The organism is Undibacterium sp. TJN25 (genome assembly GCF_049339885.1).
Classification (GTDB): domain Bacteria; phylum Pseudomonadota; class Gammaproteobacteria; order Burkholderiales; family Burkholderiaceae_D; genus Undibacterium.
Window position 1 is genome coordinate 439157 of record NZ_JBMPPM010000002.1, and the last position, 13284, is coordinate 452440.

12 protein-coding genes, 2 tRNA genes and 1 pseudogene are annotated in these 13284 nt (G+C 56.2%); 7 read left to right on the top strand and 8 right to left on the bottom strand.

Annotated elements, in window-relative coordinates:
• Nucleotides 1-45 precede the first annotated feature (45 nt).
• The 4 genes and pseudogenes from ACO0LO_RS05705 to ACO0LO_RS05720 all read right to left on the bottom strand — a co-directional run bounded on the left by ACO0LO_RS05705 (nt 46) and on the right by ACO0LO_RS05720 (nt 5026).
• Nucleotides 46-1089 (bottom strand): bifunctional nicotinamide-nucleotide adenylyltransferase/Nudix hydroxylase, encoded by a 1044-nt coding sequence (locus ACO0LO_RS05705; RefSeq protein WP_422963238.1) that lies wholly within the window; start codon nt 1087-1089, stop codon nt 46-48.
• Nucleotides 1090-1151: 62 nt separating this feature from the next.
• Nucleotides 1152-2846: an NAD+ synthase gene (locus ACO0LO_RS05710; protein WP_422963482.1), complete on the bottom strand. Its 1695-nt coding sequence runs from the start codon at nt 2844-2846 to the stop codon at nt 1152-1154.
• 60 nt (nt 2847-2906) lie between these two features.
• A pseudogene (gene pncB / locus ACO0LO_RS05715) lies at nt 2907-4094 on the bottom strand (nicotinate phosphoribosyltransferase); the annotation flags it as partial.
• A gap of 59 nt (nt 4095-4153) precedes the next feature.
• Nucleotides 4154-5026: a cysteine hydrolase gene (locus ACO0LO_RS05720; RefSeq protein ID WP_422963483.1), complete on the bottom strand. Its 873-nt coding sequence runs from the start codon at nt 5024-5026 to the stop codon at nt 4154-4156.
• Between the two features lie 188 nt (nt 5027-5214).
• On the opposite strand from ACO0LO_RS05720, the gene ACO0LO_RS05725 reads away from it, so the two are divergent.
• The 3 genes from ACO0LO_RS05725 to ACO0LO_RS05735 all read left to right on the top strand — a co-directional run bounded on the left by ACO0LO_RS05725 (nt 5215) and on the right by ACO0LO_RS05735 (nt 8383).
• Nucleotides 5215-5880 (top strand): NUDIX hydrolase, encoded by a 666-nt coding sequence (locus ACO0LO_RS05725; RefSeq protein ID WP_422963239.1) that lies wholly within the window; start codon nt 5215-5217, stop codon nt 5878-5880.
• A 498-nt stretch (nt 5881-6378) separates the two neighbouring features.
• Complete coding sequence (locus ACO0LO_RS05730; RefSeq protein ID WP_422963240.1) at nt 6379-8256, top strand: potassium transporter Kup; 1878 nt, start codon at nt 6379-6381, stop codon at nt 8254-8256.
• A 50-nt stretch (nt 8257-8306) separates the two neighbouring features.
• Nucleotides 8307-8383: transfer RNA gene (locus ACO0LO_RS05735), tRNA-Arg, on the top strand.
• Between the two features lie 102 nt (nt 8384-8485).
• On the opposite strand, the gene ACO0LO_RS05740 is transcribed toward ACO0LO_RS05735, so the two are convergent.
• Complete coding sequence (locus ACO0LO_RS05740; RefSeq protein ID WP_422963241.1) at nt 8486-9781, bottom strand: NRAMP family divalent metal transporter; 1296 nt, start codon at nt 9779-9781, stop codon at nt 8486-8488.
• A gap of 623 nt (nt 9782-10404) precedes the next feature.
• Between ACO0LO_RS05740 and ACO0LO_RS05745 the strand changes: the two genes are divergently transcribed.
• Together ACO0LO_RS05745 and ACO0LO_RS05750 are read left to right on the top strand one after the other, a co-directional pair.
• On the top strand, nt 10405-10815 hold the full coding sequence (locus tag ACO0LO_RS05745; RefSeq protein ID WP_422963242.1) for a VOC family protein: 411 nt from the start codon (nt 10405-10407) through the stop codon (nt 10813-10815).
• Nucleotides 10816-10893: 78 nt separating this feature from the next.
• Nucleotides 10894-11349, top strand: coding sequence for a hypothetical protein (locus tag ACO0LO_RS05750; RefSeq protein WP_422963243.1), 456 nt, complete (start codon nt 10894-10896; stop codon nt 11347-11349).
• 57 nt (nt 11350-11406) lie between these two features.
• Here the strand turns inward: ACO0LO_RS05750 and ACO0LO_RS05755 are convergent, their stop codons facing one another.
• Genes ACO0LO_RS05755 through ACO0LO_RS05765 form a run of 3 tightly spaced genes read right to left on the bottom strand, consistent with a single transcriptional unit; the run spans nt 11407 to nt 12594 of the window.
• Nucleotides 11407-11835: a response regulator gene (locus ACO0LO_RS05755; RefSeq protein ID WP_422963244.1), complete on the bottom strand. Its 429-nt coding sequence runs from the start codon at nt 11833-11835 to the stop codon at nt 11407-11409.
• On the bottom strand, nt 11828-12331 hold the full coding sequence (locus tag ACO0LO_RS05760) for a GAF domain-containing protein (RefSeq protein WP_422963245.1): 504 nt from the start codon (nt 12329-12331) through the stop codon (nt 11828-11830). Before ACO0LO_RS05760 ends, ACO0LO_RS05755 begins: the two co-directional genes overlap by 8 nt.
• A 44-nt stretch (nt 12332-12375) precedes the next feature.
• Nucleotides 12376-12594, bottom strand: coding sequence for a hypothetical protein (locus tag ACO0LO_RS05765; RefSeq protein WP_422963246.1), 219 nt, complete (start codon nt 12592-12594; stop codon nt 12376-12378).
• Between ACO0LO_RS05765 and ACO0LO_RS05770 the strand changes: the two genes are divergently transcribed.
• Entirely contained in the window at nt 12595-12906 is a 312-nt protein-coding gene (locus tag ACO0LO_RS05770; protein ID WP_422963247.1) for a high-potential iron-sulfur protein, read from the top strand.
• Between the two features lie 125 nt (nt 12907-13031).
• Nucleotides 13032-13108: transfer RNA gene (locus ACO0LO_RS05775), tRNA-Arg, on the top strand.
• The last annotated feature ends 176 nt before the right edge of the window (nt 13109-13284 follow it).

Consider the following 13284-nt stretch of genomic DNA (forward strand, 5'->3'; position numbering starts at 1 on the left):
CGGCTGTCGGTTTTCTTCGGTGCCGCTACATGGCATGCAGCCGCATCAATCCTTGGTCAAGTGCAAAAAGTGGTTGAGGATATGGAAGTGGTCGTCAAAGAATAATTCTTCCATGCCGGCCAGTTCATGCACCGGCACCCAGCTGGCGCTGGCGGCATCGTCGCCGGCTTCCACCTCGGGCAACTGCTCATGCTTGAGGTCAAAGAAGTGCGCATGCGTGATGGTGCGGCCGCGCAGGCTGCGGTCGGGATGGTCGAATACTTCGACGCCCACCAGCGCATCCGGCAGCGTATTGCTAAGCACGCCCAGAGTTGTTTCCTCTTCCAGTTCGCGTATGGCCGCCTGCAGCAGGCGTTCGCGCGGCTCCACGAAGCCGCCCGGCAGCGCCCACAGGCCAAGGCCGGGATGGTTTTTACGCTTGATCAGCAGTACGTGTCCGGCGGTTTTGACGACGGCATCCACGGTGGAGAAAATCGGCGGATATGGGGTGCCGCTCCAGGACGCCTTATGCTCTTTCAGCATCGCGTATTCCCTTACCAGCTCCCGGTAGCAGGGCAGCAGCGACCAGGCTTTCAGGTAGTGGCGCACGGCCAAGGGTATGGCAGCGGCGACGACGTCCAGCGAGATGGCCATGTCTTCTGCCTCGAACAGCACTTGGCGGATATTGGTCGCGTCAATGTCGCCCTGGCTGCCGATTTCTATCAGCTCCCATTGCGGGAAGTGGCGCAGGTAGTGGCTGGACGCGTCCTTGAAGTGGCCGACCAGCGCGATCCGGGCGGCAGCAGGCACCTGTTTTCCGACTTCTTTCAGCACGGCGCTTGCCCAGCGCTTGTCGTCGTAATAATCCCTCAGCGGGATGTAGGATACCCTTTGCCGGTCCGCCTCGCTCAGCGTATTGGCGATCATCGCGGCGCGCTCCTGCCAGTTGAAGGGATTCTTGGGGTTGCGCGCATGAAAGGCCGAACCAAGGATGACGACGACCTTCGGCGCACTTTGCAGCGCCTTGGCAAGCAATGCAGCATGGCCATGATGGAAGGGCTGGAAGCGGCCTATCAGGACAGCCAGGTCGGTCGGTTGAGTTGTCGTCATTATGGTTTCCGGGAGGCAGGATTTCAGAGTCTGCCGTTCTCCTGTCGATTGTTATTCAGTTTTCAGTATTTTGCAGCAATAGGCATCTGGCGTCCACTGCCGAAGGCGCGAGCGCGCACCCTGATCAGAGGCGGAGCCTGGCGGCGCTTGTATTCGTTCCTGGCGACCATGCCGAGGATACGCTTTACCAGCTGCCGGCCTTCATCGCCGGCCTGCAATTGCTGGACAAATCCATAGGCTGCGTCGGCTTCCGTTTGCGGCATGCGCCTGCCTTCCAGGTGCCACTTCAGTATTTCGTCCAGCACTTCGTAGGGGGGCAGGCTGTCTGTATCTTTTTGTCCCGGCGCCAATTCCGCAGAGGGCGCCTTGCTGATGACGGCCTCGGGAATCAGCTCGCGGCCCGCCTGCAGGTTGATATGGCGCGACAGTGCATACACCTCGGTCTTGTACAGGTCGCCGATCAGGCCGAGGCCGCCGTTGGTATCCCCATACAGCGTGCAGTAGCCGACCGAAATTTCGCTCTTGTTGCCGGTGGTGAGCAGCAGTGCGCCAAAGCTGTTGGAATACTCCATCAGCACAGTGCCGCGGATACGGGCCTGCAGGTTTTCCAGCGGCAGGCCTTGCAGCGGTGCTGCAAACGCATCCTTGAAGCCGGCTCCATATTGCTGTACCAGACTGGCAATGGGGTGAACATAGAGAGGAATGCCGAGATTTGCACACAGGGTTTGCGAATCGGATACCGAGCCTTCGCTGGACCAGCCGGAGGGCATAGTCACAGCGGCCACGTTTTCCGCGCCAAGGGCCTGCACGGCCAGCGCCAGCGTCAACGCCGAATCTATGCCGCCGGATGATCCGACCACGGCCTTGCTGAAGCCGCAGCGGCGCGCATAGTCTTGCACGCCGAGGATGATCTGGCGCCGGGCGAATTCTTCCGTCGACAGGCCTTGGCTGGGTATGGGCAAGGCAGCACCGCCGGCAGCGGTGAAATTTCCTTCATCGAAGGCGATGAGCTGGAAGTCTTCGCTGAACTGCTCCGCCTCGAAAACGATGCGCCTGTCCGGCATCAGCGCAAAGGAGGCGCCATCGAATACCAACTGGTCCTGGCCACCCACCTGGTTGACAAACAGGATGGGTAGCCCTGTGTCGGCAGCAGCCTTGCCCAGCGTGGAGTGCCTCAGCGTGCGCTTGGCAATGTCCGAAGGACTGGCATTGATGCTGATGACCAGCTCAGGCCCGGCCCGCCTTAATGCGTCAAACGGATTGATCTTGTAGTCGCGGCCTGGCTGGTTCCAGCCATCTTCGCATATCAGGAAGCCGATGTGGTGGCCGGCGATGCGGAGTGTACAGGCCGTCTGCTGGCCCGGCTCGAAATGGCGGTATTCGTCAAAAATGCCGTAGGTCGGCAAGAGCTGTTTATGGTACTCCGCAATAATGATGCCGTCCTGAATGACCAGCAAGCTGTTGTGCAGCGGCTTGCCGGCTCCCGTATTGCGGCGCACGGTGCCGACCACGGTAGCCAGCTTCGGCATCTGCCGGGAGGCTTCAAGCAGTTTTTCCAGTGCCGGTTCAAACTGCTCTAGAAATGCAGCATCTTCCAGCAAGTCGCCCGGATAGTAGCCGCAGACTGCAAGTTCGGAAAAAACGACGATATCTGCAGCGCGTGCAAAGGCCGTGCGCATGCCGCCGATAATAGCGGCGACGTTGGATGTAAAGTCTCCGACCGTGTAGTTCAGTTGGGCAATGGCGATATTCAGCATGGTAGGCTGGCAGTGGACCGGATGTGGCCGGATAAGAGTCCAGGCTTTTTCTGTGGCGGGGAGGGCCGGATGGTTGAACACCTGCCGCAGGTAGGCGAGGAAGGTTTCATCCTTGCACAGTGTCTTGCCGGGAGCGTCCGACAGCTTCGCTACCGCCTGCCCATTGCAGGACACCAGCTTCATGACGATGTTCAGCGGCGTAATGCCCATGTCGTTGGTCAGGTGCGTGCCTATGCCGAAGGCCACCATAGTCCTGTCTGAAAAATGCCGGTATAGAGAAAACGCAGTCGCAAGATCCAGTCCGTCGGAAAATACCAGCCGCTTGGTATTGGGGTTGATGCGCAGTTTCTGGTAATGCGCGATTGCCTTCTCTCCCCAGATGACAGGGTCGCCTGAGTCGTGGCGCAAGCCGTCGAACAGCTTGGCGAAGTACAAGTCAAAATCGGCCAGGAAGGCATCCATGCCGACGACGTCGGTCAGCGCGGTACCGAGGTCGCCGCGAAATTCCTGTACCCAGCCTTCCAGCGCCGCCTTCTGGAAATCGCGCAGCCGCACGCCAAAAGACTGGTAAGACTGCAGGTATTCATGCGCCATCGTGCCTATAGGCACCAGCTGGTATTTTTTTGCCAGGTACACATTGGAGGTGCCGTTGAAATACTCGGGAATTTCGCGCGCCAGCGTTGACACCACTTCTTCCTGCCACGCACCCGAGAAGCGGCGACGCAGGCCGAAGTCGAAAAAGCCGAACGGATTGCGGCGCGGCGCTTCCTTGCTGAACTCTTTCAGTACGGCGATTTTGGCATGCAGCCGCTTGCGGCCTTCTTCCAGCAGCGGTTCTGCATTGAAGCGGCGGAAATACAGTTCATTGACGATATACAGCACATAGATCTCAAAGCCCATCACATGCACTTGCGGCCCCTTGGCCTGGATGACGAGCTTGTCGTCTTCCTGTTCAACGGTGATCAGCCGCCGCTGGAAGCGGAATACGGTCAGGAAATCGACGAAATCGCTTTTGATGAAACGCAGCCCGCGCAGGTAAGCCAGTTCGTCCTCGGTAAAGGACATCGTGCATAAATGGTCCAGCGCCTGGTTGACTTCGTCCTTCAGTTCCGCCAGCGGATATTCCGGCGTGTTGCGGCAAACGAAGGAATATTCCGTCTGCGTATTGGGGTGGCTGTGCAGCAGCGCCTGCCACATCGTGAACTTATACAGGTCGTTTTCCAGCAGGCTGCGTACGATGGTTTTCATTATTCTGTTTGTCCGGTGATGTAGGGAACAGGTACTGTAATATTTTGCCGGGACTGATATTAGGGGCCGGAAGCGTTGGCCAGCAGTTCCGGCAGGATGTCAGCGCTTTGCGCCAGCCTCAGGCCTTTTTCCTGCATGTCCCGCAGGAAGCTTTGGTACTGCGCATCGAATCCGCCGACGGGACTGATGCAGTCGGTAATCAGCACCAGCTTGGATAATTGCTGTGCGCCGAAATTTTCCACGATATGTTCCGTAGTCGCCCGCACGCAGTGGCTGCCTGCCTCGCCCGCGATCAGCACCTCGTCGGCGGCTGCCAGCGTGGCGATAAAGCTGCTGTTCAACTGCGTATCCGGGTCTTCCGCATCGGGCACTTCTGCCATCACTGCGGAGTAATGCTCGGTCCAGGGATTGGCTCCCTTGTTGAGCTTGGCGACGATGCGCTGGTTGGCATCTTCCCACTCGTTGTAGGCAGCATGGATGTCCGCATGCACATTCTGGCCCCAGGTGCCAATCTCGCAATGCACAGGCCACACCATGAGCTGATAGCGGCCCGCGCTTTCCAGCGCATCCAGGTAGCTGAGCGTACGTGGCAAGGCCCGGGCATCGCGCGGCTGGTATTTGCCGTTGCTTACTTCTGCAGCGGATATCTGCGTGAATGCTTGCACAGGCTGCAGGCCGGCAGTATGCCAGAAGCCTGGATGTGCAATGTCCAGCCTGTGGTGGGAATCCAAAGTGACGCTGATATTGCTAATGCCTGTGCCGCCCCGGCGAATCAGGCTTGCCAGCCGCAGCATGTCCGCATGCGCGCCGGCGACGGGCAATGCAGGCGAGATCTGTGTGTTGGTGGCGGCATCGGTCGGCAGGTAATTCTCGGGCAGGTCGCAGAAGTCGTTCTGCGGGTCGATGATCAACAAATGGATATTGCGCATGATGTGCATCCTTGCGTGCGTTGTGTGATGTGCTCTGATGTGATTCTAGTGTAGGATACTTAAAATAAAAATGCAACTAAGTATTCGTGATCTATTGAATGACATGTAATAGACGAATATTGACAATATTATCTATCGCGCTTATCTTTGATCCAGATTTGTCCTAACTAATAGTGGAAATGAAGGATAGCGTGAGTCAGGTAATTTGTACGGTGGATCTGGTTTTGCTGACGCTGAAGGCCGGCGAACTCCAGGTTGCACTACTGAAAAGGGATAAAGAACCTTTCAAGGATGTGCCTGCTTTGCCGGGCGGCTTCATCCACGCGGGGGAGGATGCTGACGCGCGTGCGGCGGCCTTGCGTGTGTTGCTGGAAAAGACGCATATCGCAACGCCTTATCTGGAACAATTGGCCACCTTTTCCGGCCCCGCGCGCGACCCGCGCGGCTGGTCGGTATCGATTGCCTACTATGCGCTGGTCTCCATCGACATCATTGAGCAGGGCTGTAGCGAGCAGATCAGGCTGGCCAGCGTGGACCGGCTGATGCAGCTGCCGTTTGACCATAAATTGATTGTCGATACCGCGGTGGCGCGGCTGCGCAGCAAGAGCCAGTATTCGTCGTTGCCCTGTTACCTTGCCGGCGAAAGTTTTACGCTGCCGCAATTACAGCGGGTCTATGAGGCCCTGATGGGCGAGGAATTGAACAAGGTCAGCTTCAGGCGCAAGATGAACGAAATGGGCATGCTGGAAGAACTCGATGGCCAGTTCGGCGCCGCCGGCGCTCATCGGCCCGCGCAGCTTTACCGGCTGAAGCCCGAATACAGGGACAACCTGACCTTGCTGGAGCGGGGCCTGTAGCATAAGCAAAGGGCCTTGGGCATGCGGGCCTTTGCAGAAAAGGCTTGCACCAAAAAAATACTCGTGGTATATTAATTTCCAATGAATGTTGAAACGCAGTGCTGCTGCGGTAATACATGAGTTGATTCTTTCACGTCGAGGCCACTTTTCAGATAGAACTGGGTTTCGGGAATCCACTCATGTATTGTTGTAGCAGTTAAAAATATTCTGACAAAAAACCCCGCAAACGCGGGGTTTTTTGTTTTTGTATTCATTTTCTGTCGTGGCAAAGGGTTCGCGCCCAGGCAGCACGATGCCGCTCTAAAGGGCGTCCATGCGTGCATTTTTAGTGCGGGCAGTGCGTCATAGTATTTTTTTGCCTATGCCGCAACCGGATTTTGTGCAAAACTGCCGTTCTGTTGCGCATTTACCTAAGCAAATGCAAAAAATGATTTCCATCTTGAAATTCGACCGGGAATCACCTATTGTGCAATGCACCAATAATAACTAGGTATTCACTTGTCTACCCAACATACTAAAAGCAGCCTCAGCGCTCTCACGCTGGCTGCCATCGGTATCGTCTACGGCGATATCGGCACTAGTCCTCTTTACACGATGAAAGAGGTGTTCTCCAAAGAGCATGGCCTCGCACTCGACCAAACCAATATTTTCGGCATCGTCTCCCTGATTTTCTGGGGCTTGTTCGCCATCGTCGCCGTCAAATATGTGACGCTGATCCTGCGTGCCGACAACCGCGGCGAGGGTGGCATCATGGCGCTGACCGCGCTGGCGCTGGAGTCTGTCACCAAGGCGTCGCGCTGGCACTTCGTGCTGCTGGTGCTGGGCTTGTTCGGCGCCTCGCTGTTTTACGGTGATGGCGTCATTACGCCAGCCATTTCGGTGCTGTCGGCAATCGAGGGGCTGGAAGTGGCCACACCCACCTTCAAGCCCTATGTGATACCGATCACGCTGATCGTGCTGATCGCGCTGTACTCGGTGCAGTACAGCGGCACGGCGGGCATAGGCAAGTTATTCGGCCCCATCATGGTGCTGTGGTTCGGCGTGCTGGCAGCCATGGGGCTGGTGAATATCGCCAAGATGCCGAGCATATTGCTGGCGCTGAATCCGCTGTATGCGCTGGAGTTCCTGAATTACCACCGTTACCTCGCATTTCTCGCCCTGGGCGCAGTCGTGCTGGCGTTTACCGGTGCGGAAGCGCTGTATGCGGATATGGGGCACTTTGGCCGCAGGCCTATCCGCGTCGCATGGTTCACGATTGTATTTCCTGCGCTGGCGCTGAACTACCTGGGGCAGGGCGCCTTGCTGATGTCCCGGCCGGAAGCCGTCAACAATCCTTTCTACCAGCAGCTGGGTCCCTGGAGTGTCTATCCGCTGGTGGTGTTGTCGACTGTGGCCGCGGTGATTGCATCGCAGGCGACGATTTCAGGTGCGTTCTCGATGACCAAGGAAGCGATTTCTCTCGGTTTCCTGCCGCGCATGAAAATCATCCATACGTCTGCCAAGGAAATCGGCCAGATCTATATCCCTATCGTCAACTGGCTGCAGTTGCTGGTGGTGGTGGGCGTGGTAGTGGGCTTCGGTTCTTCGTCCGCGCTGGCTTCGGCCTACGGCATTGCGGTGACCGGCACGATGCTGATCACCTCCATCCTGACCTTCTTCGTCATCCGTTACGGCTGGAAATATAACCTCGCAATATGTTTCCTGGCGACCGGCTTTTTCTTCGTGATTGATGCTGCGCTGTTTTCCGCGAATGCGCTCAAGTTCCTGCAGGGCGGCTGGTTCCCGGTTGTGCTCGGCGGCCTGATGTTCACCATCATGGTGACGTGGAAGAGCGGCCGTGAACTGGTGTTCGATAATCTGCGCAAGCATGCGATTCCGCTGGAAGATTTCCTGGAGTCGCTGTTCGTCTCGCCGCCTACCCGCGTCGCCGGTACGGCGATCTTTCTGCGCGGCGAAGCAGACGGCGTGCCGCACGCCTTGCTGCATAACCTGTCGCACAACAAGATACTCCACGAGCGCGTCGTATTCCTGACGCTGCATAATACGGACATACCGTGGGTGCCGTTTTCCGATCGCGTCAAGATCAGCGATCTGGGGCACAACTGCTTCCAGCTGGATGTGTTCTACGGCTTTAAAAATGAACCGGATATTCCGAAAGCGCTGGAGCTGTGTTCTGCCCACGGCCTGCACTTCGAGCCGATGGAAACATCCTACTTCATCGCCCGCCAGACCATCATCTCCCGCCCCGGCGGCGGCATGGCCATGTGGCGCGAATGGCTGTTCGTCACCTTGTCGCGCAACGCGCGCGATGCGGCGGATTATTACCAGGTGCCGACCAACCGTGTCATTGAAGTAGGTTCCCAGGTAGAAATTTGAACAAAAGGGGATGACAAACGAAAAATAGCTATGCTATAATTTTGTTTTTCGCGGCTGTAGCTCAGCTGGATAGAGTACTTGGCTACGAACCAAGGGGTCGTGGGTTCGATTCCTGCCAGCCGCACCAGATTCAAGGGACTAGATGAAAATCTAGTCCCTTTTTTCTTTTTGGCCGCCCATTTCAGTGGTTTGCCGGTTCCCTGAAAACGGTGCAGCGTCCTCGCGAAATTTATTGCCCCATCATCCAGAACATTGCCAATACCGCCAATGCCATTGCGGCGGTCGCTCCCCATCCCAGTACCTGCAGACGGCGGCCGATGACAAAGCGGCCCATGATGGCTGGTCTCCCTGCCATCAACATCATTACGACCATGATGGGAACAGAGATCACGCCGTTGATCACCGCGCTCCAGTACAGTGCCATGATAGGATTGATCGACGTAAAACCTAATGCGATGCCGGCCATTGTGGAGAGGGCAATGACGCTGTAGAAGCCCCTGGCCTGCGATGCTTTTTTTTCCAGTCCTTTCTGCCACTGAAAGGCGCCCGCCACCGCATAGGCGGCCGAACCGGCCAGTACCGGAACTGCCAGCATACCGGTGCCGATGATTCCGGCGCTGAACAGCGCGAATGCAAAGTCACCGGCCAATGGGCGGAGAGCTGCTGCCGCCTGCGCGGACGTCTCTATGACGTCTATGCCGTGCATGTGCAGCGTCACCGCGCTCGTCAGGATAATGAAGAACGCGACCAGGTTGGAGAATCCCATGCCTACCATCGTATCCACCTTGATGCGATGAAAATTGGCGCGGGCCTGAGCCGGCACTTCGCGTAGCGGCTGCGAGTGTGGGCAGGCCTGCAGCTCTTCAACTTCCTGGGATGCCTGCCAGAAAAACAGATAGGGGCTGATGGTAGTGCCGAAAACGGCAACCATTGTCGTGACATAGCCGGACGACCATTTCAGATGCGGCAGCGCGGTGGCGGCCGCCACTTGCATCCATGGCACGTGGACCGTGAATACGGTCGCCACATAGGCCAGCAGTGCCAGGGTCAGCCATTTCAGGAAGCGCACATAACTGCTATAGGGAATGAGCACCTGTAGTAGCAGCGATATCAAGCCGAACAGCGCAGCGTACCAGCGTGGCGAACCACCTGCGATCAATGTCATTGCCTCGCCCATGGCTGAAACATCGGCCGCGATATTGATCGTATTGGCGATCAGCAGCAACGCCACGATCGTGCGCACCATCCATGCCGGAAAATGCTCGCGGATGTTTCCGGCCAGACCCTTGCCGCTGACGCGGCCGATTTTTGCGCTGACTATCTGGATGCCGACCATCAGCGGATAGGTGAACAAAATCGTCCACAGCATTTGCAATCCGAACTGGGCTCCGGCCTGCGAGTAGGTTGCGATGCCACTTGGGTCATCATCGGCGGCGCCGGTGATCAGCCCTGGGCCAAGTTTTTTCAGCCAGGCGGCGGCGAGGGCGCGAACTGGTGCAGCCGCGGTAAAGTAAGTATTCAGCATGATTTATCCGGCCATCGATAGCCCTGCAGCGGGCGCAATAAGGGGGATGCTGCGAAGCGGCGATCACGGTAGATCGCTCGGCTTGCACGGGTCGCCAGCTGACCTTAAGCGCACCCTGCGGTTCATGTTTGCAATGAACGACAAAAGAAGGGCGCACGCGCGATCGGCGTGGCAACATGTGTGCAGCAGGAATTTGGATGGTGTGATGCGGGCCTCAGCCCGCGTTGAACGCCATCATCCGCGTTGAGCAAGATGACGGCGGGGAAGCTCCGTTATCTTGCCGAGGCGGTGCCAGAAATTATCTGGCTACAACTATCACTCGAACAAGTACCCATGAGGGACTCCGGAAAATGGAAACCAGCGAAAGATAACGGGAATTGCAGTGCTTAGTCAACAGTAATTATTTGTCGACTTGCCACGGGTATTAAACTTTGGGTTGGGTCAGGCGTAAAAAATAGGCTGCTGGACTAAAACTGCCGGAAGCGGCATGATCGAAAAATTGGGGGTGTGTTGATAGAAAAGAATTGCTAATACAATATCGGATAAGAGCGCTTGCTGAAAACCGAGTTCAATGGTGAGCAAATATTTTGCCTTGCACGCAATTTACCTAATTGGAATCAACCATGAATGATATAGGGCTGACACACATTGCCTTACCCTGCCGTTCTCTTACTGCGAGTATCGAATTTTACGGTATCTACGCGAGCATGCAGGTCATTCATAGCAGGCCTGGCGTGGTATGGCTGAGCGACCGGACGAGACCATTTGCCATTGTGCTGATCGAAACGTCGGCGAACATTGTTTCGCTGATGCCCTGGGCGCATTTAGGCGTAGCCCTTGCTTCCAGGGAGGCGGTGGACCTTCTTTGTCTGAGGGCGGAAGGAGAAGGATGCCTTGCCAGGCCGCCGGAGGATTCCGGACCACCGGTTGGTTACTGGGCATTCCTGAGAGATCCTGACGGACACACGCTGGAACTTGCGTTCGGTCAGGAGATTGGTGCGCTGCTTGGTCTTGCATCTGATGCATGCAAGTGAATGGTAGTAAAAAAATGATTCTGCCTGATTTTGCCAGCTACGGCTTTCAGGTTTATTCGGTGTTTGTGAGTTAAAAAGATGTTCAAACTTTTATTCCTACTCCCTGTTTTAATCCTTGCAGGATGCGTTGATGGCATGGCCCCGATTACGAAAGGGACCGTTATCGATGATGGTTTATTTTTGGGAAAATACACCGTTGTGCAAAAAGAGACGCAGGGACACACTTGGCCGCTATCGGCGGGGCAACTGGAGAAGCTGAGCGCATGGCTTAAATTTCACGCCTCTGGCTGGCATCCAGTTCTTGTCAGCCCGCCGCCGCCTTCCTACTCCGTTATCCTGTTTCATTCCAATAATGTGCGCACACAAATAGATTTGTATTCAATCAATGAAAGTTGGCGACATGCTATTCGCATGACCCATTGGGATGCCACTGGAAAGTTCCTCGGAAGCGAAATTGAAAACCTTCCATCCAAGGACATTGATAATTTGAAGCAGCAACTGAGTGGGATGGAATCCGCGCAAGATGAGGGCTGAACTGTTGGTTGACTGGTGCTGGTAGAAAAAATGATCGCTTTCCGGAGTGCGGTGCCGCTAATTCCAGTTTTTCACTTTAACATCTGCGGTACTAAATTCGGTAAACACATCCAACAGCAAGCGTGCCCGGAAGGGTTTCAGGATGATGCGCGTGATGTCGCGCCGGCGCAGTTCCTGCAGCAGCGCGGCGTCGCAGCGCTCCGCCAGCACGGCGATCGGGATTGCGCTGTGGCTGGCCGTCATGCCGTTTCTTACCTGATCCAGCAAGCCGAGATCGCATACGGTGTCGGTTGCGCCGGTGTCGATGGCGATGACCGCGCCGTGGAAGGCTTTTTCTTTCAGCATTCTTTCCGCCAGCGCCGCATTGCCGGCTTCCTGGATATTGCCGACGCCAAGGGTGCGCGCAGTCAGTGCCACGGTACGGCGCAGCAGCGTTTCCGGTTCCATCAGCAGCATGCGCATACTGTCTTTACCCAATTCAGGCATGTTTCACCTCGCTTCTAGTGCTTAGCTCCTGCACGGCGAGGTCGCGCAGCGTGGAAAAAATCGCCAGTTCGATCTGGTCCATTTGCCGTGGCCGGGTGTCGATGATGCATAGTGTGCCCAGCGCATGGCCGGATGGCATGATCAGCGGCGCGCCCGCATAGAAGCGTATAAAGGGGTCTCCGGTCACCAGTGGATTATCCGCAAATCTTTCGTCGGCAAGGGCATCCCGTATCACCATGATTTCCGGCTTGAGAATGGCGTGGCCGCAGAAGGATACATCGCGCGAGGTTTCGCAGGCGCTCAGCCCCAGCTGCGACTTGAACCATTGTCGGTCCTGGTCTACCAGCGTGAGTAATGCAATAGGCACGTCGAACTCCGCTGCTGCGAATGACACTATCTTGTCGAAACGCTCTTCCGGCGGGGTGTCCAGCATCAGCAGCGCATACAGCGCTGCCAGGCGTTCTGCATCATTATCGGAAATCGGGGCTGCAAGCATGAGCTGTCAGCGCCAGCTGGCTGGCGCGCTTGGTGTAGGTAAGCTTAATGTAGCAGATGATGCGGGATTTCCTTAACATTTTTAAAGCGGATGACCCTTTTTGCCACTGGTTTTGAGGTGGATTCCGGCTGGGCAGGTGAGAATGCATGCGCGCCGATTCCTATATAATCGCTGTCAAGAAAAGTTTGCCGCAAGACAAGCAGGCCATGAGGCTTGCCGTATGCGGGCGTATATTTGCTACCCATCTGGCTGAGGATATTCACATGAGTTCCGTTTCGAATTTACGCCGCAGGACATTCGTCATTCGCTCCCTGGCCGGCGCGGCTGCGCTGGCGGGCTGCGGCCTGGCGCGGGCCGAAGATCCCAAATTGCAGGAAGCAGATCCGCTGGCGCTTGAGCATGGCTACAAAATGGATCCGTCCACGGTGGACAAGACGAAATATCCCACCTATCAAAAAGGCCAGATCTGCGGTACTTGCCAGCTGTTTGAGGAAAGAAGCAAGGAGTGGGGCGCTTGCGCATTATTTCCCGGCAAGCAGGTACACGTGAACGCGTGGTGCGATGCCTGGGGCTGATCTGCCTGTGGAGTGCATGGCTGTTGCGTTTTAGCGTGGGCGTGCCGCATATTTACTAAATTATTCCACTTTTGCACCAATATTCTTTCTATTTGAAAATACCCGTGCTATACTTTCGTTCTTTCGCGGCTGTAGCTCAGCTGGATAGAGTACTTGGCTACGAACCAAGGGGTCGTGGGTTCGATTCCTGCCAGCCGCACCAGATTCAAGGGACTAGATGAAAATCTAGTCCCTTTTTTCTTTCTTGTTCCGGTTCCTTGCTCATTCGGAAATCGTCATCCGCTTGCCGTCATATCCGGCTCAGCCTTCAGCTCTTTTCACTGGCAGAAAACCAGTGCAGATTGGCATCAAGGCGACCTCCGTCTTTATATCGAAATT

Coding starts and splice junctions, on each gene's coding strand:
- ACO0LO_RS05760 (WP_422963245.1), bottom strand. CDS start 12,331: ATGCTTGCAGCCCCGATTTCCGATAATGATGCAGAACGCCTGGCAGCG.
- ACO0LO_RS05710 (WP_422963482.1), bottom strand. CDS start 2,846: ATGCTGAATATCGCCATTGCCCAACTGAACTACACGGTCGGAGACTTT.
- ACO0LO_RS05750 (WP_422963243.1), top strand. CDS start 10,894: ATGTTCAAACTTTTATTCCTACTCCCTGTTTTAATCCTTGCAGGATGC.
- ACO0LO_RS05705 (WP_422963238.1), bottom strand. CDS start 1,089: ATGACGACAACTCAACCGACCGACCTGGCTGTCCTGATAGGCCGCTTC.
- ACO0LO_RS05755 (WP_422963244.1), bottom strand. CDS start 11,835: ATGCCTGAATTGGGTAAAGACAGTATGCGCATGCTGCTGATGGAACCG.
- ACO0LO_RS05745 (WP_422963242.1), top strand. CDS start 10,405: ATGAATGATATAGGGCTGACACACATTGCCTTACCCTGCCGTTCTCTT.
- ACO0LO_RS05740 (WP_422963241.1), bottom strand. CDS start 9,781: ATGCTGAATACTTACTTTACCGCGGCTGCACCAGTTCGCGCCCTCGCC.
- ACO0LO_RS05770 (WP_422963247.1), top strand. CDS start 12,595: ATGAGTTCCGTTTCGAATTTACGCCGCAGGACATTCGTCATTCGCTCC.